20 protein-coding genes are annotated in these 21,746 nt (G+C 70.5%); 13 read left to right on the forward strand and 7 right to left on the reverse strand.

All coding sequences use genetic code 11. The features are described 5' to 3' along the window. The first annotated feature begins 11 nt into the window (after positions 1-11). The 7 genes from ACIBI5_RS38055 to ACIBI5_RS38085 all read left to right on the forward strand — a co-directional run bounded on the left by ACIBI5_RS38055 (position 12) and on the right by ACIBI5_RS38085 (position 5,931). Entirely contained in the window at positions 12-1,031 is a 1,020-nt protein-coding gene (locus tag ACIBI5_RS38055) for a hypothetical protein (protein ID WP_397254046.1), read from the forward strand. 4 nt (positions 1,032-1,035) lie between these two features. Next, positions 1,036-1,446, forward strand: a complete 411-nt coding sequence (locus ACIBI5_RS38060) for a MarR family winged helix-turn-helix transcriptional regulator (RefSeq protein ID WP_397254048.1) — start codon at positions 1,036-1,038, stop codon at positions 1,444-1,446. A gap of 135 nt (positions 1,447-1,581) precedes the next feature. Next, positions 1,582-2,844: an FAD-dependent oxidoreductase gene (locus ACIBI5_RS38065; protein ID WP_397254050.1), complete on the forward strand. Its 1,263-nt coding sequence runs from the start codon at positions 1,582-1,584 to the stop codon at positions 2,842-2,844. Then, complete coding sequence (locus ACIBI5_RS38070) at positions 2,837-3,319, forward strand: MarR family winged helix-turn-helix transcriptional regulator (RefSeq protein ID WP_397254052.1); 483 nt, start codon at positions 2,837-2,839, stop codon at positions 3,317-3,319. The genes ACIBI5_RS38065 and ACIBI5_RS38070 overlap by 8 nt, the downstream gene beginning before the upstream one ends. A 39-nt stretch (positions 3,320-3,358) precedes the next feature. After that, on the forward strand, positions 3,359-4,027 hold the full coding sequence (locus ACIBI5_RS38075) for a hypothetical protein (RefSeq protein WP_397254055.1): 669 nt from the start codon (positions 3,359-3,361) through the stop codon (positions 4,025-4,027). A gap of 441 nt (positions 4,028-4,468) precedes the next feature. Continuing rightward, the gene (locus ACIBI5_RS38080) at positions 4,469-5,332 is read left to right on the forward strand and encodes a hypothetical protein (protein WP_397254057.1); all 864 of its coding nucleotides are present in this window, start codon (positions 4,469-4,471) and stop codon (positions 5,330-5,332) included. Next, a complete protein-coding gene (locus ACIBI5_RS38085; protein ID WP_397254059.1) occupies positions 5,329-5,931 on the forward strand; it encodes a hypothetical protein in 603 nt (200 codons plus the stop codon). Before ACIBI5_RS38080 ends, ACIBI5_RS38085 begins: the two co-directional genes overlap by 4 nt. 272 nt (positions 5,932-6,203) lie before the next feature. Here ACIBI5_RS38085 and ACIBI5_RS38090 read toward each other — a convergent pair whose 3' ends face one another. Then, on the reverse strand, positions 6,204-7,247 hold the full coding sequence (locus ACIBI5_RS38090) for a pentapeptide repeat-containing protein (protein WP_397254061.1): 1,044 nt from the start codon (positions 7,245-7,247) through the stop codon (positions 6,204-6,206). A gap of 369 nt (positions 7,248-7,616) precedes the next feature. On the opposite strand from ACIBI5_RS38090, the gene ACIBI5_RS38095 reads away from it, so the two are divergent. The 4 genes from ACIBI5_RS38095 to ACIBI5_RS38110 are packed head-to-tail and all read left to right on the forward strand — an operon-like array spanning position 7,617 to position 12,212. Then, complete coding sequence (locus ACIBI5_RS38095; protein ID WP_397254063.1) at positions 7,617-9,251, forward strand: S8 family serine peptidase; 1,635 nt, start codon at positions 7,617-7,619, stop codon at positions 9,249-9,251. Further along, positions 9,248-10,126: a phosphotransferase family protein gene (locus ACIBI5_RS38100; RefSeq protein ID WP_397254065.1), complete on the forward strand. Its 879-nt coding sequence runs from the start codon at positions 9,248-9,250 to the stop codon at positions 10,124-10,126. The genes ACIBI5_RS38095 and ACIBI5_RS38100 overlap by 4 nt, the downstream gene beginning before the upstream one ends. Beyond that, on the forward strand, positions 10,123-11,034 hold the full coding sequence (locus ACIBI5_RS38105; protein WP_397254067.1) for a T3SS effector HopA1 family protein: 912 nt from the start codon (positions 10,123-10,125) through the stop codon (positions 11,032-11,034). The genes ACIBI5_RS38100 and ACIBI5_RS38105 overlap by 4 nt, the downstream gene beginning before the upstream one ends. Next, the gene (locus ACIBI5_RS38110) at positions 11,031-12,212 is read left to right on the forward strand and encodes a lanthionine synthetase LanC family protein (RefSeq protein ID WP_397254069.1); all 1,182 of its coding nucleotides are present in this window, start codon (positions 11,031-11,033) and stop codon (positions 12,210-12,212) included. The genes ACIBI5_RS38105 and ACIBI5_RS38110 overlap by 4 nt, the downstream gene beginning before the upstream one ends. A gap of 4 nt (positions 12,213-12,216) precedes the next feature. Here ACIBI5_RS38110 and ACIBI5_RS38115 read toward each other — a convergent pair whose 3' ends face one another. From ACIBI5_RS38115 to ACIBI5_RS38125, 3 genes are all read right to left on the reverse strand, one after another. Further along, positions 12,217-12,420 (reverse strand): hypothetical protein, encoded by a 204-nt coding sequence (locus tag ACIBI5_RS38115; RefSeq protein ID WP_397254071.1) that lies wholly within the window; start codon positions 12,418-12,420, stop codon positions 12,217-12,219. Positions 12,421-12,697: 277 nt separating this feature from the next. After that, positions 12,698-13,279 (reverse strand): TetR/AcrR family transcriptional regulator, encoded by a 582-nt coding sequence (locus ACIBI5_RS38120; protein WP_397254073.1) that lies wholly within the window; start codon positions 13,277-13,279, stop codon positions 12,698-12,700. Next, positions 13,266-14,696 (reverse strand): FAD-dependent monooxygenase, encoded by a 1,431-nt coding sequence (locus ACIBI5_RS38125; protein ID WP_397254075.1) that lies wholly within the window; start codon positions 14,694-14,696, stop codon positions 13,266-13,268. Before ACIBI5_RS38125 ends, ACIBI5_RS38120 begins: the two co-directional genes overlap by 14 nt. 295 nt (positions 14,697-14,991) lie before the next feature. Between ACIBI5_RS38125 and ACIBI5_RS38130 the strand changes: the two genes are divergently transcribed. Continuing rightward, a complete protein-coding gene (locus ACIBI5_RS38130) occupies positions 14,992-15,972 on the forward strand; it encodes a helix-turn-helix domain-containing protein (RefSeq protein ID WP_397254077.1) in 981 nt (326 codons plus the stop codon). 2 nt (positions 15,973-15,974) lie between these two features. Next, positions 15,975-16,901 (forward strand): hypothetical protein, encoded by a 927-nt coding sequence (locus tag ACIBI5_RS38135; RefSeq protein ID WP_397254079.1) that lies wholly within the window; start codon positions 15,975-15,977, stop codon positions 16,899-16,901. Here ACIBI5_RS38135 and ACIBI5_RS38140 read toward each other — a convergent pair. The 3 genes from ACIBI5_RS38140 to ACIBI5_RS38150 are packed head-to-tail and all read right to left on the reverse strand — an operon-like array spanning position 16,882 to position 21,642. Then, positions 16,882-17,838, reverse strand: a complete 957-nt coding sequence (locus ACIBI5_RS38140) for a TolB family protein (RefSeq protein WP_397254081.1) — start codon at positions 17,836-17,838, stop codon at positions 16,882-16,884. The genes ACIBI5_RS38135 and ACIBI5_RS38140 overlap by 20 nt on opposite strands. Continuing rightward, positions 17,835-19,079, reverse strand: a complete 1,245-nt coding sequence (locus tag ACIBI5_RS38145) for an MFS transporter (RefSeq protein WP_397254083.1) — start codon at positions 19,077-19,079, stop codon at positions 17,835-17,837. The genes ACIBI5_RS38140 and ACIBI5_RS38145 overlap by 4 nt, the downstream gene beginning before the upstream one ends. A gap of 55 nt (positions 19,080-19,134) precedes the next feature. Then, complete coding sequence (locus ACIBI5_RS38150) at positions 19,135-21,642, reverse strand: proprotein convertase P-domain-containing protein (protein ID WP_397254085.1); 2,508 nt, start codon at positions 21,640-21,642, stop codon at positions 19,135-19,137. Positions 21,643-21,746 lie beyond the last annotated feature (104 nt).

A 21,746-nucleotide genomic window follows, 5' to 3' on the forward strand; every position in this document is an offset into this window, starting at 1 on the left:
CAATAGTCAGCATGCTGAACAATTGGGGCCCAGGCCGGACCCTCGCCGCGGGCGTGCTGGCCGGCGCGATCATCACCGCCCTGGTCTGGCTGCTCGGCCAGCGCATGCACGGCGTCACGCTCCTGCCCGACCAGGGCGCGTCCTGGTACTACTGGAAGCTTCCTGAGCCGACCCTGTGGACCCGGCTGTCGGCCTGGCTCCCCTACGCGGCCCACCAACTCGCCCTATGGGGCCTCATCTACTACGCGCAGACCAGGGTGGGCCGCCACACGCCCGGCCTGCATCCGGTCAACGTCGTCGCGCTCGGCGTCAACGCCGTCTTCATCGCCCTGCACATGGCCCAGACGCAGCTGTTCTACGACGGCCTGGCCCAGGACGTGTCGATCTTCAGCTCCCAGGGCTCGGTGATCTTGCTGCTGGTGGTCGTCCTGCTCATGGAGAACCGCCGGCGCGGCATGTTCTTCGGCAAACCGGCCCCGATCGGCGCACAGGTGGTGCGGTTCGCCCGCCGCTATCACGGCTACCTGTTCAGCTGGGCCGCCGTCTACACCTTCTGGTACCACCCCATGGAGGCCACCAGCGGCCACCTGATCGGCTTCTTCTACATGTTCCTGCTGCTGTTGCAGGGCAGCCTGTTCCTCACCCGCGCCCACACCAACCGCTGGTGGACGCTCACCCTGGAACTGGCCGTCGCCGTCCACGGCACGCTCGTCGCCGTGATGAGCGGCGGGCCGGACGGGATCTGGCCGATGTTCCTGTTCGGTTTCCTCGGCGTCTTCGTCATCACCCAGATGCACGGCCTGGGCCTGCCGCGCGGGGTGCGCTGGTCGCTGGGGCTGGCCTACGCCTTCGGCTCCCTGCTGGTGTACGGCTTGCGCCACGACCTGTCCGGCGTGCTGGCCGTGGGCCGGATCCCGGCCATCGAATACCTCGTGGTGGCCGTGCTCGCCGGGATGATCTGGCTCGGCCTGGCGATCGCGAAAAGGCTGCGATCTCCTGAGCCGGTTCACGATCGCGAGGTGGGACAATGAACGGGTGGCCGACATCGACTCCTGGCCCACCGGCCGGCTGCTGTCGGTGGCCGCACGCCTGGTGGAGGGGCGCTTCCATGAGTTCCTCGCCGCGCACGGACTGACGCACGCCGGCCTGATCGCCCTGCATCACCTGGCCGAGGGGCCGCTCACCCAGCGCGAACTGGCGGGGCTGTGCCGCGTGACCGACCAGACGATGAGCCGCACGATCGAGCACCTGCGGCGCGCCGGGTACGTCGGCAAGCACGCGGACCAGCGGGACCGCCGGCGCGTCTCGGTGACCATCACCGAACCGGGCACCGCGACCCTGGCACTCGCCCACGAGGCCGAACGCACCTCGGAGCAACTGCTCGGCGCCGTGGACGACTACGAGCAGTTCAGACGGCAGCTGATCAAGCTGATCAGCGTCGCCTGAGCGGCGCTCTCCTCGCCGCGCGGCCCGCCGGGGCGCGGACGCCGAGTGTCCACGCGGGACCACACACGATGTCCGGCAGCACCCACAATCAGGTACCTTATTCTTAAGTATCAGGTTCCTGATTCGAGGTGAGCCGTGAGAGTCGTGATCATCGGAGCCGGGATGGGCGGGCTGACGCTGGCCCAGGCGCTGCGTGGCGAGGGGATCGACGTGGTCGTGCACGAGCGGGATCAGACTGTGGAATCCACCGGCGGCTATCGGCTCCATCTGGACGAGCGCGCCTGCCGGGCGCTGCGCCGCCGCCTCGCGCCAGATCTCTACCAGGCGCTGCTCGCGAGCTCAGCGGGGTCGCGGTCGTTCACTCGGTTCGCGGTCACCGACCACCGGATGCGGCTGCTGTTTCAGGAGTCGCGCGACGGGGCCACGGACACGCTGATGATCGGCCGGATCCCGCTGCGCCGGCTGCTGGCGCACGGCCTGGGGGAGGCGCTGCGGCTGGGCTCGGAGTTCACCGGGTACCGCGCCAACCCCGGCGGCACGCTCACCGTGTCCTTCGCCGACGGCCGCACGGAGACCGCTGACCTGCTGGTCGGCGCGGATGGCGTGGGGTCGCGGGTCGCGGCGGCGCTTGCCGGGCGCCCGACGTCCGCCCCCGTGGGGGTGAGCGGCATCGCCGCTCGCACGCCGCTGAGCGCCGATACCAGGCCCCTGGTTCCGGCACTGTTGGCGCAGGGCCCGGCGCTGGCGTTCGGTCCCGGCGGCACCGGGCTCTTCCTCAGTCTCCACGACCCCGGCGCCGGTTCCATGGTCGATCCGGCGGCCTGCGCGCGGGTCAAGCCGATCATCGAGCCGCCCGCGCTCGTCTGGGGGCTGATGGCGCCGGATGGGATCTATCCTGGGCGCCCGCGCGAACTCGCCGGCGCCGGGCTGATCCGGCTCACCGACGGGCTGCTGCGCGGCTGGAGCGCGCCGGTACGGGCGCTGGTGCGCGCCGCCGACCCCGCCACGGCTGCTTTCTTCGGCTTCCACGCCGCGACCGCGGACACCGATCTCACCCCGTGGCCGGCCGGCGCCGTGACCGCGCTCGGCGACGCGGTGCACGCCATGCCACCCACCGGCGGCATGGCCGCGGCCACGGCGATCCGCGACGCCGACATCCTCGCGCAAGAACTGATCCAGGTACGCGAGGGCACGTCCACGATCCCGCTGGCGGTGCGCCGCTTCCAGACCCGCATGGCCGGCTACGCCCCCGAGGCCGTACGCACGTCGCTGAGGCCTCTGGGCTGGATGAACCTGCTCGCCACCCCCGTGGGGACGCGGGCGGCCCGCCTCGGCCTGCCGGTCCTCGCCTCGGCCGCCCGGCTGGGCCGTACCCTGGCCGGAGCCCGCGGTGCCTGAGCACTCCGAGACGCACGCCGATAAACAGGCGGGTGCGCCGGACCTGCCGCTCTGGGAACTGATCCAGACCTCCTACGTCGTCGCCCGAGGCTTCACCGAGGTCTTCGGAACGGTCGGGCTCACCCCGGTCCAGTTCGGCGTGCTGGCCTCGCTCGCCACAGGCGAAGACCTCAACCAGGCCGAACTCGCCCGAGTGATCATGGTGCGGCCACAGAGCCTCGGCGAGGTGGCGGTGACGCTGATCGAGCGGGGCCTCGTCGAACGCGAGGGGCCGGGCGGCCGCGGCCGGCGCGCGAGGCTGCGGATCACCCCGGCCGGCCAGGCGGTTCTGGACCGCGTCCTTCCCGCGGTGGTGGCCTTCAACGCTCCACAGGCGATCGGCCTGTCCGGCCAGGACGCCGAAGCACTGACCCGGATGCTGCGCACCGTCCGCGGCACACTCTCCGCCCGGGACGAGCCCTCCAGACACCCGTGAGGCGCCCAAGCTCGCGCCTTCGCCGATGCCGTCGACGACATGGCGCGGGCCCTGTGGTCCGAGCTCGCGCGCAAGCACGGCATCTTCCGCGAACGGCCCGGCACATGGACCATCGCGGAACCTCGCGGCTTGGGCGCGCTGCGGAAAGCCGGAGCCTTCGACCGGCTCGCCTCCCCAGCGGTCGTAGCCGCGATCGACGCGCTGCTGGGGCGCGCGGACTGGCCTCAGCCGTTCAGTTGGGGTGACCCACTCGTCACGTTCCCGACGCCGGGCGTGTGGGACGTGCCGCTCGGCGGCTGGCACATCGACTTCCCCGCCAGAGGCGCCCTGCTGCTGAAGTGGCTGGGCTACCTCGCCCCCGTCGAGCCGGCGGGAGGCGGCACCGTGGTCCTGGCCGGTTCACACCGGCTGGTCGCGAACTTCCTCCGGCGGGCAGGAGAGGCGGAGCTCGGCCGTTCACCAACCGTCCGCGACGCGATCCTCAACGCACATCCTTGGCTGGACGGCATCCGCCGCCCCGGGCCCGCGACCGAACGCGTCGCGCGGTTCGTCGAGCGGGGAGCGCGGATCTCCGGCATCCCCGTGCGGGTGGTCGAGCTGACGGGCGAGCCGGGCGACGTGGTCTTCATGCACCCCCACCTCCTGCACGCCCCCTCCCCCAACCACGCGGCCACCCCCAGGCTGATGGTCACCGGCGGACTGGCCTGACCCCTCCTACCCATGGCTGCCACCTCTCCGTGGATCCCGTGAGGGCCGAATCCATCCGCCAAGTCCGGCCAGGAGCCATTCACGTGGCGACCGCCCTCGTCCGAGTGCTCGGCTTCCATCCTTGGAGGTCACGTCACGCGACTCGAGCGCGGATGACGCTGCGCAGGATCATTCTCCGGACCAAGGTCTTCATCGTGGCGTCGCGGCTTTGGATCGAGGAGCCGCAAGACGCGTACCCACTGATCACGCAGCTCCTCGCGGAGGGGATCCACCCAGGGCCGCGACATGCGGGTCCTGTCCGAAGCGGAGTTCCAGGCGCTTCACCGACCGGCGTCCCATCGCCGAACTCCCAGAGATCCGATGCCTCACCGTCACCTTTAATCGCTTTACGTGTGCTTGGGTATTGCTTTGACAATTCTTGTGCCGGAGTGAGGTTGACGAGTGTCAAGGTACGACTGGCATCACTCGGTGTTCGCGCCGGTGGTCGCCCTGATCGTCTCCGTGCTGCTGATGGTGGCCGGAGCGGTGGAAGCGGTGCTGGTGTCCGTGGGGGCGGCCACCGCCCCGGCGGCGGCGGAGCTGGTGGTCACGGTGATCATCGGGGTGTTCTTGACCACCGTGCTCAGGATCGCGCGGGCGGTGCCGGACATCCGGCGGGAGAACGCCGCCATCACCCGGGCCAGGGTGAACGTTCAGGCCGTGAAGGCGAACGAGGACACGCTCGTGGCGCGGCGGCTCAAGCTGTTCCGTGAGGCGGCCGAGGCCGGCAACGACTGCGAGGCGGTGCTGAGCGCGCGCTCGGCTCTGGACGACGGCGAGATGGCCAACAAGCATCACCTTGACCACACGCTGATCTGGGCGCTGCCGGTCTTCGGATTCATCGGCACCGCGCTGACGATGGCCGAGATGGTCAGCTCGTTCTCCAGCGCCCTGGACAGCCAGGGCGACCCCTCCGTGCTGATCACCGCGCTCAAGCAGCACGTGCTGCCGGAGTTGGCGTCGGCCTTCGGCGTCACGCTGATCGCGTTGTTCCTGAGCGTGCTCGCGTTCGGCGCGATGGCGCTGGTCGAGCGGGCCGAGCGGGCCGGCGTGGTGGCCGCGGACGAGGTGTTCCTGACCTATGTCGCGCGGCTGCCCGCGAAACAGGCGGCCCCGGCGATGCAGGGGCTGACGCAGGAGCTGGCCCAGTCCAGAGGCAGGACGGAGGAGCTGGTCAAGGGCCTCGACGCGCTGCGCACGGCGGTGGAACGACTGAGCGCCGCCGAGAGCAGGCCGCAGAAGTACACGCTGGTGAGGGAGCCGTGAGAAGGCGCCCGGCCAGGTCGTTCGCGCCGCCGCTCGACCTGCGCTTCATCGACCTGTTCATGGCCATCGTGCTGGCGCTGGCATTCGTCGCGATCATGCTGACCGTCGTGGCACGCATGTTGCCGACCGAGGCCGCCACGCCGCCTGCGCGTCAGGACAAGAGCGTGGCGCAGCTCCAGAAGCAGCTCGACGCCGCCGTCACGGCCCAGCGCAAGGCCGAGGCCCGGTTGCGCGCCGCCCAGGCACAGATCGCCGAACAGCAGTCGTTCGCGCTGCCCTGGTGGCTGATCGGATTCTGCGCGCTGCTCGGCGTCCTGGCCGTGTTCATGACGTGGCGGGTCCGGTTGTGGAACATGGAAAGCCTGCCACGCCTGCGAAGCTGGCTGATGGGCACCGTGGTGGTGGCCGCGGTCACGATGGTGATCAGGTCGCTGAGCGACCGCGACGGCAACCTGCTGCTCGCCGAGATCCCCTGGTGGGGCGCCGCCGCCCTGTGTCTCGGCCTCCTGCTGGTCGCGTACGTGCTGATCTCCGACATCCGGGCCAGCCAGCTCACCCTCGGCAAGATCAGAAAACGTTCCGAAATGACGACACGATAGGTGTCGGCATTCCCAAGAGCACCGGCGCACTCAGCACGTGGACGGCGGTCTCCCCGCGCATCAACGGATTCGGGCCGATGTCCTGGCTGTACTTGGCCATGATCTTGATGACACGTGGCCATGATCGAAGGGGCGTTACGCCTCGGCCGCAGAACCGCATGCCCATGGTGAAGCCTTCACCCGCCCCAGACCGGCTCGGCGACGTTGGCCCCCTCCGTGAGGTGGCGGGAGGTGGATGGGTGCGGCGTTGAGGCATGGTCCGCTCTCCGGCGTTACCCGGAGTGGAGAGGTTCGGGGTCTCCTTCGAGCGGTCCGCCGAGCTTGTTGGGCGGTCCGCATGATTGTGGTCCGACCCGTTTCTCGCCAAACCGGGTGGCTGAGTCGGTGCTGGCGGCGGCCCGGATCTGGTCTGGGGTCATCCCGGTCACGCCCTGCAGATCGGCACCGCGCAGATCGGCGCCGGACAGGTTCGCTCCTGTCAGATCGGCTCCGGACAGTTCGGCGAGTCTCAGGTTCGCCTTGCTCAGGTCTGCGCCACGTAGCCGCGCGTAGGTGAGGCACGCCTCCGGCGCGTTCACACCACTCAGGTCCGCGCCCCGCAACCCGGCCCACGTCAGATCGGCCCCCTCCAGGTCCGCACGGCTCAGCCGGATGCCCTCGAGCGCCGCGCGGGGGAAGCGGACCTGGGAGAAGTCGGTGAGCGGGTCCCCCGGGACAGTCAGGCCAGAGGCGATGGTGAGGGCCGCGTGGACATCTGGCGGCACGTCCGCGATGTTCCGGACCACGGCGAGTTCGGCGATTGAGGCGGTACATTGCGGCGCGGGCCGTGGCGCGCACAGATCGTGGTTGCGGACGAACGCCGCCAGCACGCTGCGCACGGTGAGGCGGTCCCTAGGGGAATCGGCGGCGATCCGCTGTAAGGCGTAGATCCCACCGAACCGCACATCGGTCGCGGGCGAAGCAAGTTGTTCGACTGCTTTGGTGTACCGATCGGTGATTTGTCCCTCGCGTGCGGTTCGCAGCTCCTCCTGCCCGTTGCGCAACGTAACTGCGGTCACGATCAGGCTGCCGGCGGTGAAGAGGGCGCCCAGCAGGATCCCTACGCTGTTGAACCACTGGTGGCGGTTCAGCCGTCGGCGTTCGCGCTCCTGGTCATCGCGCTGCCGTTGGGCCTCCAGTAGTTCCAGTCGCTTTTCGACTGGCAACCCGTCCAGTTCTTCCTGGGTGGGTTCCGCGATGCGGGGAGGTGACGCGCCGGCCGACGCCGGATCCCGGGAGGACCTGGCGGAGCCGGCAGGGTCATTGGGTGCGTTCATTCCAGATCAGATTCCTCCGGACCGTTCGCGTGTACGCCTGGAGTGTGACCGCCATCGCCTACCTGGAGGGCTTCCAGGCGGAGACGCACTGCACCTTAGCCGTGGATCCGCCACCGCGCGTTTCGCCGGGTGCGTGAAGAGTTTGAAGTAGCCGATCCCGGAAGCACGTCGGCCGCGCTGCATCAGTCACGGCGAAGGCCGCGAACCAGAGCCGGTCGCGACCGGCATCCGAGTCGACGCCGGAGCTGCAGTATCCCGGCCAAGAGCCCGTTTGTCCTGGTCATGGCCGCATCAGGACACCCTCCGCGCCTTGTTGACGCCCTGACGCGGTGAGACGCTGAGGGCCGTTCATCCGGAAACGGAGGCGCCATGCACGGTTCAGGCGACGACTACCTTCCGATCTTCGGCCCGGACGCCGGCAACGTCGTCCCCGGGGAGGTGGTGGTGCAGCTCCGGACGGAAGTGGCGGCCGGCCTCACGGTGAGCATCCCGGCGGGACCCTCCCGTGGCCTGACGGGCTTCTCCGCCGGCTTCGGCGTCGACGACCTGGACGGCGTCCTCAATGGCATTGGCGTCACCTCCGTCACCGCGGTGCATCCGCCGCCTCCCCCGCGGGTCGAGCGGGGGTTCGCGGTCGCGGCGGAGCTCACCCCGATGACCGCGACGTACAAGGTGCGCTTCGATCCCGCCAACGAGGTCGGCGACGTGGTCGACCGGCTCGCCGCGCTGGGGGAGGTCGAGGCGGCCGAACCGAACCGGTATCGCGAGAGCTTCGCCGTACCGAATGATCCGGACTACGCGCAGCAGTGGGGACTGGCGAAGATCAACTGTCCGGCGGCGTGGGACCGCAGCACGGGCAGTGCGAACGTCACCGTCGCGGTCGTCGACTCGGGCGTGGATCTGAATCATCCTCAGCTGGCCCCGCTGCTGCTGCCCGGGAGTGACCTGGTCGATCTGGGACCCAATCCCACACCGGCCGGCCTTCCCCCGGGCTTCGTACTGGAAGGCGACTTCTTCGGCAGGGACAACGACCCGCAGGACGAAGTGGGGCACGGCACCCACGTGGCGGGCACGATCGCCTGCCTGAGCAACGACGGCGTCGGCGTGGCCGGGGTCACCTGGAATTGCCGCCTGCTGCCGGTCCGGGTGCTGGCCCGTGTCAGGCACACGCCGACGGGCCGTATCAGGGGCATGGGCAGTTCGGCCGATATCGCGGCCGGCATCCGGTGGGCGGCCGACCACGGCGCCCACGTGATCAATCTGAGCCTGGGCGGGAGCGCCAACACGTTCGTGGAGCGCGACGCCGTCGCCTACGCCATCGGCCGGGGCGTCGTCGTGGTCGCGGCCATGGGCAACGACGGGACGAACAATCCCAGTTTCCCGGCAGCCTTCCCCGATGTGATCGCCGTCGGCGCGATCGAGGCCACCGATCGCCGGGCCGCCTTCTCGCAAACGGGACCGCACATCGACGTGGCGGCGCCCGGGGTCAACGTGCTCAGCACCTACTGGGACGACACCTACGCCATCTCGAACGGCACGTCGATGGCCGCCCCGCATGTCGCGGGCGTCGCGGCGCTGATCCTTTCCTGCAACCCCGGACTGCCGGGCGCGCAGGTCGGGCAGATCATCCGGGACACCGCACGGCCGCTGCGGGACAATCCCGGTGATCCGCTGCCGAACGAGCAGTACGGCTCGGGTCTGGTCGATGCCAGGGCCGCGCTGGATCGCGCCTGCCCGCCGAGGAGGACGCTGACGCCCGTCCCGTGCCGCCCGTCCCTGCCCATCTTCACCTGCCCGTCCATCCGAATTCCGTGCGTACCCCTGACCCGTGAGGTGATCTGCCGGGTCACCGTTCAGCTTCCCTGCCCATCCATCCAGATTCCGTGCAGGTCGGTCCAGATCCGCTGTCCGACGGGACCAGGATCGCCGCTGGGTATGGGCGAGGATTATGAGAGCTATGACCCATATGGCGATGACCCCTACGGAATCGACTACGGACAGTGACGGCTGCGGCCTGGCGTGATCCGCCGTCCGCGGTTCAGGCGCTCGCGGCGGCGGGGATCGACGCCGCGGGCGCCGAGATCGTCGATCTGTCGCGCTTCCATGACGTACGGCTGGCCGCCGGGCACGTGGTCAAACGGCTGAGCAGAAGCGCCCGGGACAGCGGGCGGGATCTGGCGGCCGAACTGCTGGCCTACCGGCTGGCCGGATGGAACGACGCGCTGGCGGCCGCCGTTCCGCGGGCCGTCCTCCTCGACGAGCGCGCGCAGGTCCTCGTGATCGGCGCGGCCGGGCGGCCGCTGACGGCTTTCACCGCCCAGAGCGCCGCGTCGCTGGGAGAGCTGTGTTCGGGCTGGCATCGCGCGACGTCCGGGCTGCCGATCCCGCCGACCAGGTCGGCGGGAATCCTGCGGCTGCCGGACACCTCGCCCGAGGAGTGGGCGCTGACCACCGACGCCGCGCGCGATCTCGGCGCCCGTCTGGCTGCGGACCCGCTACTGAGCGACGTCCTCCGGGAAGGCGCCGCCGCGTGGCGGGCCGGCTGCCTGGTGCACGGGGATCTCAAGGCCGACAACTGCGTGGTGGCCGGCGATCGGATTCGTGTGATCGACTGGGAGTTGTCCGGGCTGGGCGATCCGGCCTGGGACGTCGCCTGCGTCATCGCCGACCAACTCGCTTTCCACACAGGTGCCCATATCCCGGCGTTCGTCGACGCTTATGGAGCGTCGGGAGACTCCACCCGGCGTCGCGAGCTGTTCACGATCGCCCGGCTCGCGCACCTCGCCCTGGAACAGGCCGAGCACACGGCCGACCCCCGCGCCGCCGAGCCGGCTGTCGAGCTGGCCCTGCGCCTGGCCACGACGCGGAGACCCGCATGAGGCATTCCGTGCTGATCGCGCTGGACCGGCTGGTGAACCTCGTGGAGATCGCGGACGACGACGGTGTGCGCGTGGCGGGCGAACGGTGCGATCCGGCCGCCGCCGACGCCTGCGAACGCGTGACCGACGCCCTCTACACCGGCTGGTACCTGCCGCCCTTCGGTGTCGACCCCCCGGCCAGAATGGGCGACCTCACCGCGCTGTTGCGCGCCGCGCACGCGGGAGCCGAGCGGTTCGACGGTGGCTGGCTCGTCACAGCCGCCTCGCCCGACGGGCGCTGCGTGGTGTCCCGGCAGGGGCGCTCGCGGGCCGTCCAGCCGGGGGACTACGTCCTGCCGCTGCGCCCGGCCGTACCGCCGGCTCCCGGTGACCTGCTCGACGTCGTACGCCGCCAAGACTGGACGGATCAGGACAGCGGATTCTGGTGCGCCCGCTCCCCCGACGAGCCCGAACCTCCCATCAACCGGGCCTACCTGAACCTGCCCGCCGGCGCCGCCGCGCCGGTGCTGCACGCGGTCACCGCGTGCCTGGAACGAGAGGGGCTGCGGCATTCGCTCAAGTGCCCGTCGGCCGCGGACGGCTACGCCCGTGTCGACAGCCTCGTCATCTACTACGAACGCGAACGCGAGGAACAGGCGCACACCGCGCTCCAGGAGGTCCACCTGGACATCGGCTCCCTGCTGCGGCCCGCCGTTCCCCCGCTGAGCCTGCGCTTGGCTCCCGGCCTCGCCCACGCCGAGCAACCCGCAGGCGGCGAGAGTTTCGGGCAGAGCCGCTGCCGGGTGCTGGCGGCCGCGCTGGTGGCGGCCTTGCGCGCGGACACCGATCGGAAGGATCTGCGCGCTAGCCTCCTGAACGGCCTGAGCGCCGCGGGCATCGCTCTCCACCGGCCATGGGCGGCGGCGTGAGCGCGCTCCTGCACAGCGCGATCGCCATCGCCCACGACCTGGCCGAGAGCGCGCGCCCAGGCGGCCACTGGCACGGCGCCATCGTCGGCGGCACGGACGACGACCCACACGTGCGGATCGGCGACACCGGCGACGACCTGTACAGCGGGTCGGCCGGCATCGGCCTGTTCCTGAGCTGCGCCGCGCGGCACGACCCCACCGGCCGCTTCGCGAACCTGGCCGCGGAAGCGATCACCCGCTCCCTCACTCAAGCCCCTGACCTGGTACGGCAGAGCCGGCTGGGCCTGTACGACGGCGCCACCGGCATCGCCCTCGCAGCACTGCTCGCCGGGCGGCTCCTGGGCGACGACGGCTTGGTCACCGAGGGCGAGAAACTCTGCCTGTCGATCACCCGGACGCCCTGCCCCTCCGGCGGCCACGACCTGATCAGCGGAACCGCCGGGATCATCATCGGGCTCACCCACGCCCATCGGATCACCGGAAACCCCGTCCTCCGCGACGCCACCCTGTCCCTGGCACGTGACCTCAAAGCCGCCTCGGCCCCGGAGCCCTGGGGCCGATCCTGGCCGCCTCACCTGACCGGCCTGGCCCATGGCGCCTCCGGGCCCGCCCTCGCCCTGCTGGAGACCGGCGACATCGAGGCGGCCACCGCCGCCATGCGCTACGAACGTTCCTGGTGCTCGCCCTTCCACGGCAACTGGCCCGACCTGCGCGCGCGGCCTCCCGGCTATCCCGCCTTCTGGTGTCACGGCGCGGTAGGGATCGGCCTGAGCAGACTCCGCGCCCACGAACTGACCCGGGACACCACGGCCCTGGCCGAAGCCTCCCTCGCGATCCAGGCCGTCCGGGACTTGACCATCCGCGCTGGAACGGCCTCCCGCGAGCACCAGCCCGTCGATCTGTCCCTCTGCCACGGCCTGTCCGGAGCCGCGGAGCTGCTCATCACGGCCGCGACCGTCCTGAAGGAAGACGCGCATCTACGGGCGGCGCGGAAGATCGGCACGCTGATGATCGAACACCGGGACCGGATGGGTACCTGGCCGTGCGGCCTGCCCCACGAGCTCCATCGGGGCGAGACGCCCGACCTGTTCCTGGGCACCGCCGGGATCGGCCTGACCCTGCTTCGCCTCCACGACCCACGCGACGCGATCCCGTTGTCGCCGGTCAGCTGGTCGTGACGCCTCAGCCGCCAAAGCGGAACTCCTCCGGTTCCGCGTAGGCCACGCCGCGCAGGCGCGCGGCCCGCTCGGCCGCCTCCGGGGCGCTCATCGTGTCGGGGAACAGCGCTATCAGGACATCCGGCAGTTCCGGGCGCGGTGGCAGCACCACCGCCCCCTCCCGCCGCAATGCGCCGGCCAGTTCATCTGGGACGGCGCCGCGTTCCATGCCCACCACTATGCGAAGGCCCATATCTCATCGTCCCCCGCGAAGGCCAGGTGCGGCGACCCGCGCCTTCCGGAGGAGCGGTACCGCGTCAGACGAATGAGCCGCGACCAGGCGACGGCCCGCTGGACAGGCGCTGAGCACCACCGCTTCAGGGGCACCTTCCCGGCGACCGGGGAGAGCCCCGCAAGAAGCCCACACAGGGCCGCGGGAAGGCCAGACCCATACGGGACAAGGCCCTATGGGGGCATCGGGTTCGTGTGAGCGCCCCCGAAGTGGGCTATGTCGCCGTCGGCTTTGGGTGGTGGGCCAGGAGAGCCCGTACGGCGGTGCGGATCAGCTCGCCGGGGGATTCGGGCACGCCGGTGGTGAGGGCGGTGAAGAGAATGCCCAGCACGCTCATCTCCAGGAGCATGGCGTCGTCCTGGCTGATGTCGATTCCGGCGGCGCGGCATTGGCGGATGATGAGGTCGCTTCGGCCGTGCAGGGCGTCGGTCAGCGTGTGCCGCAGGCGGGGGTTCCTGGTGCTCTCCAGGTGCAGCTCGAACAGGGCCAGCGGGTCGTGCTGGTCGTCGGTCAGCATCGTCGTCAGGACGGCGACCAGCGCTTCCTCCAGATCGGCGGGCGAGATCGGCCGGATGGTGTGGGCGTCCACGTGTTCGCCGAGCCGGCGGGTGATCCGCTCGATGACTCCGTTGAGCAGCGCGTCGCGGGTGCGGAAGTAGCGAGAGGTCGTGCCGGCCGGTACGGCGGCGGCGGTGTCGACGGCTCTGTGGGTCAGTCCGCGTGAGCCTTGCTCGGCCAGCACCGTGATGGCCGCGTCTGCCAGGTGGTCGCGGCGCTGTGGGTTAGGCGGTGGCACGATTTCGTTTCCTGTCGGTGTGGTCGGCGGGGCCACACCATTTCACCAGAGCCGGTTCGATGCCGGTGTGATCCCCGGCCCAGGCAACGTAGCCGTCCGGGCGGATCAGCGTGGCCTCGGGTCTGGTGCCGCCCAGGGGTCTGGCGTGCCGTACGCGATGGCGCCAGGGGGCCGGCACGTCCTTGCCGGAGAGCAGGACGAAGGCGCCGGCGCGCAGCACCTCGTAGAGGCGGCCCGCGTCTGTCGGGCCGTCGGCCGCGCGGCGCCCGGCCAGCGGGTGGGCGTCCGGCTCGCCGGGCGCGTAGGCGAACTCCAGGCCGGACAGCCTGCCGAGGATATGGCGGCGGCCGGGAGCGGTGTGGAGCAGGGTCGCCATGATGCGCCGGTTGAGTTCCAGGCGCACGCGTGAACCGCTGAGCACCAGCCCGGTGAGGTGGTCGGTCATGGCCAGGACGGCGGAGCCGACGGGGTGCCGTTCGGCGTGGTAGGTGTCGAGCAGACGGGGCGGCCCCCAGCCGTGCAGCGTGGCGGCGAGCTTCCAGCCCAGGTTGATGGCGTCCTGGATGCCGGTGTTCATGCCCTGGCCGCCGATGGGCGAGTTCACGTGGGCGGCGTCTCCGGCCAGGAACACCCGCCCCGATCGGTACGTGCGGGCCTGGCGGCGTTCGGCGGTGAAGCGGGAGAACCAGCGCGGCTCGCTCATGTCGTAGTCGGTGCCGGCGATCCGGCGGAAGGCCTCGCGGATCTGGGCGAAGCCCGCGTTCTCCTGTCCGTCGCGCAGCCATGCGCCGACGCGGAACCATCCGTCGCCGAACGGGAGGGTCACCACCACGCCCCGCGTGCCGACCTGGGTGATGGGCGGCGGTTCTGAGGTGGGAATGCGCACATCGGCCAGCAGCATGGGCAGGCTGTAGGCCGCGCCGGCGAAGCCCACGTCGACCAGGTCGCGGACGGTGCTGTGGGCGCCGTCGGCTCCGATGACGTATCTGGCCTCCAGTTCGCCTCCGTCCTGAAGTCTCAGCCGGACGGATTCGGCGTCCTGGGTCAGGCCGGCCACGTGGGCGTCGCGGCGGATCTGTACGCCGAGTTCGGCTGCACGCCGCCGCAAGAGCTTCTCGGTGCCGTTCTGGGGCACGAGCAGCAGCATCGGGTACCGCGTGTCGAGCCGCCCGAAGTCGACCCGTGAGGCGTAGGCGGGATACACCGTCTTGAGCGGGTTGCCTGCCGCGACCAGTTGGTCGCCCATGCCTCGGGCGTCGAGCAGTTCCAGGGCTCGGGCGTGCAGACCGAAAGCCCGCGTGACGTTGGACTCGCTGCCGCGCTTGTCCACGATCGTGCAGGGAATGCCGGCCAGTGCGAGCTCGCAGGCGGCCATGAGCCCGGTGGGACCGGCTCCCACGATGACGACGTCGTGCATGACGCTTCTCCATTCGCTACACATGTATCGCTACATTTATAGCGCATGGATGGGCCGGCGCGCCGAGCGCGGCCGCGAATCGGCCGCTCCCCCGCCTACACGGAGCGGCCTTGAGGTGGGTGCGGTCGCGCTTTCACGGGAAGCCGGGCGGACGGCGAGCCGGCTGGTCAAGCGCGTCCGGTCCTGGAGGGCGCCCATACGGTCCGCACGGCACCTGGTCATCGTGGAGCGGGCGCGCTGCCCGGCCGCCTGCGGGCTCCTAGGAAGGGGTCATCCGGCTGTCTATAGTGACGGAGTGGAACAGAGTGATCTGCGCCATCAGCTCCTGCTCTTAGGCCTACGGGCTGAAACCGCCCAGGTCTACGAGCGGCTGCTCTGGGTCCAGCAGGCGAGTGAAGGAGAGCTGGCCGCGGCACTGCGCATGGGCCACGAGGCCGTGCGCGTCGCGCTGAAGGACCTGATCACCTGGGGCCTGGTGGCCCGGCACGACATCCAAGGCACCGACAGGGTGGTGCGCGCGGTCGTTCCGGAAACCGGGTTGGAAGCGCTGGTGCATCGGCACCAGGCCGACCTGGAACAGGCGAGGATCGCCGTGAGCCAGGCGTTCGAGACGCACCGCAGATCCGCACGTAAGGCTGACGTCGAATCGCCGGTCGAAGTGGTCACAGGCGTGGCGGTCAAAGTTCGCATCAGGCAGCTTGTGAACAGTGCCCGGCACGAGATCCGCCGGCTCGACCGGCCGCCGCATCTGTTCGGCGCCGCCAACAGGACCGAGATCGAGCAGCTCGGCCGCGGGATGCGCTACCGGGTGGTCTACTCACGTGAGTGTCTCGAACTGCCCGGCTATCTGGAGGACAACGTCAACCCCTGTATGGAGGCGGGCGAGCAGGCGCGGGTGACGACCGTGCTGCCGGTCAACATGACCATCCTGGACAACGACCTGGCCTGGCTCGCCAGGCCGGCCGAGGGACCTGCGGCCACGCTCACCATTGTCTATGCGGGAGGTCTGCTGGAGGCGCTGATCGGGCTTTTCGAGACGTGCTGGACCATGTCCGTGCCGTTGCACCTGTCGGACGGCGGAAGCGGGTCCATCAACCCCGCGGATCGCAAGCTGCTCGTCCTGCTCAACGCGGGCGTGAGCGACAACAGGGCGGCGGAGACGCTGGGGCTGAGCCGCCGGACCTTCTACCGCCGCCTTGAGCAGCTCATGGCGCGGACGGCCACGACCAGCCGCTTTCAGCTGGCGGCCGCGGCCGCGCGCAGAGGGTGGCTGTAGCGATGCGGGAGGAGTTACGTGGGGCGCTGGCGAACGGTCCGTTCAGCGCGGCGTTACGGCTGGCCGTACAGGAGAGTGGGCTGAGCCTTGACCGGCTCCAGCACCACCTGCGCGAGCAGGGTCTCTCGGTGAGCAGGACCGCGCTGAGCTATTGGCAGTCTGGACGTACTCAGCCGGAGCGAGCCGACTCGCTTCGTGCGGTGCACGTGCTGGAGGAGGTGCTCGCCGTACCGCCGGATTCGCTGGTCGGGCTGCTCGGCCCGCCTCGGCCCAGGGGCCGGTGGATCGGGCAGCAGGCCGCGGCCTCGCGAAGGCCCGACCAGAGCTGGGCCAGACCCGAGGGGCTGCGGCGCGTGCTGGCCCAGGTCGAGGCCACCCCCGACGACCTCTCTCAGCTGGTACGGCTGCGCCACAGCATGCTGGTTCAGCTCGACGCACACCGGCAGATCCGCACGATCACCAAACAGGTGGTGGTACGCGCTCGCGCGGCGCGGGTGGGCCGGGACCTGATGGTGCATCGCTCCTACATGGCGGGCGTGCAGGGCCCGGTCGTCGAGCGCGCCCGCGGCTGGCGCCCCGGCAGGATCAGGAGCGACCATGAGACGGGCTTCGAGGTGCACGAGATGATCCTGGACCGGGTGCTGCCCGAGGGTGGGATGGCGGTGATGGAGTACACCCTCGCCTTCCCACCCGGACATCTGGACCCCTACGCGAGCTTTCGGGTGGAACCCGGCATGCGCGAGCTGACCATGGAGGTCGAGTTCGACAGGGAGGCACGGCCGGCGAAATGCCGGGCTTGCTTCCAGCCGTCGATCGATCGCCCGCGGCCGGCCGGCGATGAGCTGTGGATCGGTGGCACGCTGGTCGCCGCCCACATCGTGTTCGATCCGGAGCCCGGTATCCACAGCGTCATCTGGGAGTGGGACTGACCGGCGCCGGGGAGGTGGCGTCGGCGCGCAGCAGACGGGGTGCGCCGCTGCCGTCGGCCGGGACGGCGAACAGCGAGGGGCGCTCGCCGCGGACCGGCCGCGCGTACGCGACGGTGCCGTTGTCGAGCCAGGCCGCCTGATCGTCGATGCCGGCTCGCTCGGCGAGCGGGATCTCCTTGCCGCTCGCGAGGTCGAGGACATGGAGCCGCCACCGGTCGCCGGCCCGCTTCTTGAAGGCCAGGCGGGTGCCGTCGGGAGAGAGCGAGGGGCACTCCACGCCTGACCGTATGGCGGTGAGTACCCGGCTGGACAACCGGCCACGCATCAGCCAGATTCGCCCGGCCGAGCTCATCGTGACGTAGAAGGCTTCGTCGTCGGCGAAGGTCACGCCCCAGAAGTTGCGATCCTCTCGCGTGTACGGCCTGCCGTTCACGACCACGGAGAAGTCCTCGAGCGAACCGTGGTGCGCGCCGGTCACGGTGTCGTAGATGCCGGTGGTGGTGGCGAAGGCGCCTGGATCATAGGAGTCGCCGGTGCGAAAGACGGTCCAGGCGGCCAGCCGCCCGCTGGGTGAGACACGGGCCCGGCTGGGCGTGCCGTCGACGTGGATCGGCCCGGCCACCGGCTCGCCACCTCGCAGGATCACCGCCTCGAATCCGGCGGGTATGGCGACAGGACGCAGGCAGATGGTGGTTCCGCCCGAGGTGTGGGATCGCAGGCAACTCGGCCCGCGGCGAACCGGGGTGGCGTCCGGCCGGCTGAGCGGGACCTCCGCCAGGGTGCGCCCGCCGTCGAGGAAGACCAGCAGGGGCTGTCTTGGCGCCGCGGCGGCCGGTTCGGCCAGGCGGTCATCGCCTCTGATCGCCCAGGCGACATAGCCCCCGCCGGCCAGGAGGATGGTAGCGATCGAGGCGATCGCGACGAGGATGCGTCTCATGTGCCCGACCTCCAGGCGGCGAGCAGGGTTGACAGGAGGAGCGTGGCGCAGATCAGGAAGCACCAGCGCAGGTCGAGTCCGGTGGCCAGGAACCCGAAGCCGATCGCTCCTGCCATGCGGGCCAACGCCTGCCCGGTCTGGGTGACGGCCAGGCCGGTGGCACGCAGATGTGCGGGGAGCATGCCGGCGAGGTGGGCCATCAGCACGCCGTCGGTCGAGGCGTAGAACAGGCCGTGCAGGAGGAGGGCGGCGGCGGCGGTGCCCGGATGGGCCACGAAGAGGTACGACAGTGCGAGGAATGCGTGGCCCATCAGGAAGATCCGCCATCCGCCGACCTTGTCGGCCAGCCTGCCCAGCGGGACCGCGGCGGCCAGGAAGACCAGCGAGGTGGCCAGAGGGAGAAGAGGCAGCGCGGAGGCCGGGAGCCCGGCTTGACGCTGTACCGCGACGAAGAGGATCGCGTCGCCCGCGGTGGCCAGGCCCAGGAGCGACGCGAAGAGCGTCACCCGGCGGAGGGGGCGCTCGGCCAGCAGCCGCAGCCCCTCACGCACACCGGCCCCTGCCCGTGCGGCTTGCCGTCCGGGCAGGTGAGCCTCCGCCGGTACGGCAGGCCGTATCGGATGATTCCGCACGAAGGCGGCAAGGATCACGATGCCGACCAGCGCCAGGCAGAAGCTGACGACGAACACCGCGTCGTAGGCGTCGCCGACCGCGCCCACCAGCGCGAAAACCGCGATGGGGCCCAGCAGCGCGCCGGCCGTGTCCAAGGCCCGGTGCACGCCGAAGGCGGCGCCGAGCAACCGCGGCGGGGTGGCGGCGGTGATGAGGGCGTCGCGCGGGGCGGCACGCAGCCCTTTGCCGGCCCTGTCCACCGCGATCGCCGCGCCGATCCCGCCGAGCGCGCCGCCTGCCAGTGGGAAGGCCAGCTTGCTCAGCGCCGACAGGCCGTAGCCGCATAACGCCACCGCCTTGGGCCGCGACCACCGATCGGCCAGGTGGCCGCCGGCCACCCGCAGCAGTGCGCTCGCCCCGGTGTAGAGGCCGTCGAGCAGGCCGAGCTGAAGCAGGCCCGCGCCCAGCCCGTACATCACGTACATGGGCAGAAACGCGGCCACCATCTCCGCTGACACGTCGGTGAAGAAGCTGACCAGGCCGAGCGCGAACACCGTCGCGGGCACGCCGCCCACGCGTAGCCGCCGCCGGGGTCCCGTGGAGGACACGTACGTCGAGGACAGATACACAGCACACCTCCGGGAAGGGGTGCGGGGCCGATGCTCCCCGCACCCCGCGTGTCGGTCAGAAGGTCAGGCTCCACGCGGTCAGGACGCCGTTGTCCTGCGCGAGAGTGTCCTTGACGCGTAACCGCCACGTCCCGTTGGCCATCACCGATGAGGCGTCCACGGTGGTGTCGATGGCCACGTCGGCGCCGTCCTCCTTGTTGCGTGCCGCCTTGAGCGGGAAGACGCGCCCGCCGGGGGCGACCAGCTCCACGGCGAGATCGCCGCGGTAGGGGTGGGTGATCCGCGCCGTGACTCGCAGCGCGGCGGGGGCGTTGCCTTCGCGGCCGGTGACCTCGATGGGGCTCTCCACCGTGGCCTGGTCCGCGACGGGCATGTCGGTATCGTTGCCGAACGTCGTCCCGCCCGAGACCGCCGATGTGACGCTCACGTCGTCGACGGCCGCCTCGATGAGGCTGGCTGTGCCGGCGTCGGCCGCTTCGACGAGGATCCGCACGCTCTGTCCCGCGAGGGCCGACAGGTCCGCGGTGACCGGCGTCCACGCGCCGTCAAGGTCGGTGGATGCGGTGCCGAGCCTTTCCAGGACCGTGACGGTGGTCGAGCCGATCACCTTGATACGCAGGTAGTCGCTGGTGGAGGAGTTGTCTCGGTGGGCGAAGGTGTAGGACAGCTTCAGCGTGGAGGCTCCGGAAGGCAGTTCGATCGCGGGTGACCGCACGCTGGTGAGGCCGCCGTCGACGTCGTGCGCGCCAGGCCCCGACCCGGCCAGCCTGCCGGTGACCAGCACATTGGCGCCGCTGACCGCGTTGCCGAGTTGCTTGATGCCGGATTCTGCGGTCTCCTCGGGGTCGCCGCGCTCCCATCGTCCGCCGGTGGCGGTGTCGGTGCCCGCGGGGTTGACGGTCCAGCCATGGTCTTGCTCGAAGTCATCGGCGAAGGCCGGGGGGATCCCGATCACCAGCCGGACGGTGGTGGTGCGGGTGATCGTGCCGGACGTGCCGGTCACGGTCAGCGTGTGGGTGCCCGCCGGGGCGGACTGCGCCACCGAGATGGTGAGGGCGGCGCTTGCCGTACCTCCATTCGGGACCGTCACCGATGACGGCGACAGGCTCGCGCTCACACCGGACGGCGCGGTGACCGTCAGGTTGGTGGTGCCCGAGAACCCATTGACTCCGGCCACGTTGACGCTGGAACTGCCGGAGGCGCCGGGCGCGACGGTGAGCGTGGCCGGGTCGGCGCTCATCGTGAAGCCAGGCTCGGTCGAGCCGGCCTTGTGGCAGGTGGCCGAACCGGAGTCGGTGAAGGTACGGCCGGCGATCGGCACGAAGTCGAACTTGTAGCCGGTGGCCGAGAGCGTCAGCTTGAGCACGCCGTGCGTGTTGGCGTTCTTGGCCTGGAGGTTGGCGGGGTTGCTCGAGCTGAGGCCGTAGAAGCTCTTGCCGCCGGTGCCGACCAGGATCTCTCTGACGCCGTCCGCCTTGGCGTTGCCTTGGTGGTCCTGAAGGGCCCAGCGTTGATAGTTGTGGTCGTGACCGGCCAGCATCAGGTCGGCCTTGTGGTCGTACAACGCCTTCCACAGCGGGCGGGTGCCGGTGGAGGGGCTGTGGTTGCCGACGTTGTAGAGCGGGTGGTGCAGGTACGCGGCCGTGCACGGCTTCGTGTTGGCGGCCAGGTCCGCGCGTAGCCACTGCTCCTGGGCCGAGCCCGCGCTCATCGAGATGTTGCTGTTGAGGGCGATGAAGTGCCAGTCGCCGATGTCCCAGCTGTAGTAGCCCTTCCCGCGGGCTCCCGCACGTGCGCCGAAGTAGTCGAAGTATCCGGAGGCGCCGCTGGTGTTGTACTCGTGGTTGCCCGCCGTGGGGTAGGTCTTGCCGAAGAAGGGGCCCCAGGTGCGATGGTAGGCACCGCGGTACTCGCTGAGCGTGCCGCTGTCGTAGGCGTTGTCGCCGGTGGTGAACACGGCCGCGGGGTTGATGGCGGTGATCAGTTTGCCGGTTTCTGAGCAGGCGCTGCCGCAGATGTCGCCCGCGCCCGCGACGACCACCTCGGCCGACTCGAGCGGCTGGGTGCCGGTCTGGACGCCGTCCACGGCGTACGTGCTGGCCGGGTCGGCGAAACGCGGCTCGACCTTGACGCACTCGCCGGGGAACGCGCGTGTCGTGAAGGCCCGTCCGCGCCATTGGCGGCCGGTGAAACGGAAGCCGCCGCCTTTCGCGCCGGTGATGGTCAGGCTGTCGTCGCCGCGCAGATCCAGCTCGGTGAAGCGGAGGCGCAGCCAGGTGGCACCGCGGCCGCACACCTCGCGTGCCGTCTTGCCCGACACCGAGGCGGGTTGGATGACCGCGCCGACCTCCGCCAGCTGCGGCACGTGGCCGGCCTCTGCTTGTACGGCCTCTGCTTGTACGGGCACGGCTTGTACGGGCACGGCTTGTACGGGCACGGCTTGCGCGGGTGCCGTCGCGGGGATGCGGGACTCGGCGTGCGCGGTGCCCGCGCCGAGCGCCACCAGCATCACCAGGCATGTCGCGCCGGCCATGAGCCGGCGCCGATGCTTGTGATGAATCACGGAATGGGTCCTCTCGGATGGGGGGTGTGACTCCGTAGGCCCACGGCGGTACGGAAACTACCCGCCATGACAGCCGAGTCAATGGCGCGTGACCTCATTCAGTG

Source organism: Nonomuraea sp. NPDC050540 (assembly GCF_044457485.1).
Lineage (GTDB): Bacteria > Actinomycetota > Actinomycetes > Streptosporangiales > Streptosporangiaceae > Nonomuraea.